General features: G+C 74.1%; 1 protein-coding gene. It reads right to left on the reverse strand.

The features are described 5' to 3' along the window. Positions 1-989 (reverse strand): discoidin domain-containing protein (locus A5709_RS07090; protein WP_156767990.1); only part of this gene is annotated, 989 nt, incomplete at both ends.

A 989-nucleotide genomic window follows, 5' to 3' on the forward strand; every position in this document is an offset into this window, starting at 1 on the left:
GTCCCCGGGCGTGCAGTTCGGCATCACCGACCTGTCGATCACCCAGTACGACGCGTCCGGATTCGCCCACCAGCTCGGAACCCAGGTCCCAGCCCGCGACCGCCGCGCCGGGCGGCGGCCCCGGGACGCGCACGGTGTGCCGCAGGTCGAGCTGGTGGGCGAATCCGGACGCGTCGTACTGGGTGATCGACAGGTCGGTGATGCCGAACTGCACGCCCGGGGACCCGTCGTCGGTGCCCGCGGCGGTGATCCGCACCCACGGCGTCTCGCCGTAGGGCAACGCGGCGGCGAGCGGCTTGCCGGGCTCGTCGAACCGCAAGGTGGTGCTGCCGGTGGCGGTCTCGATCAGGATGCGGCGCACCTGCGCGCCGACGGCCGTCGCGCTGGGTGTCAGGGTGATCGCCGCGTTGGTGACCGGGTGGTCGAAATCGACCTGCAGCCACTGGCCCACCGCCGATTGCAGCGAGTTGGACACCCACGCGGTCGCCGGGTCGCCGTCGATGGCGGCGACGGGGGAGGTCGCCGGCGCGACGTCGGGCATCGCGGTGGAGTCCGACGACGAGCTCGACACGGTGATCCGGCCGCCGCTCCAGGCGCCGACGACCGGGTCGGCCCCGGGGACGGGATAGTCGGGCACCCGGTTGTAGGTATGCCGTGCGTCGCCCGCGGCCCGGATGGCCGACGAATGTTGGTCCACCCGGCCGTAATCGGTCTCGCGGGCCACCGGGGTGTCGGTGACGGTCACCGAGGGCACCGGCAATCCGGCGCCGCGCGCGTCGGCGGTCATCAGCGCGGGGCCCAGCGTCGGCAGGCCCTGCAGCCGGCGCCGCTCGTCGAGGCGCAGCAGCGCCTCCGGTCCGCCGTCCACCCGGGGCAACCGGTCGACGTCCGCGAAGTAGGGGGCGCCCGGATCGCCGGCGACCTCCACCCGGTAAACCTCTACGGCCGGGTAGCGCGGACGCAGTCCGCTGTCGGCGACAAAGCCCGCC

The sequence above is a fragment of the Mycobacterium sp. E1386 genome, from assembly GCF_001672745.1.
GTDB lineage: Bacteria > Actinomycetota > Actinomycetes > Mycobacteriales > Mycobacteriaceae > Mycobacterium.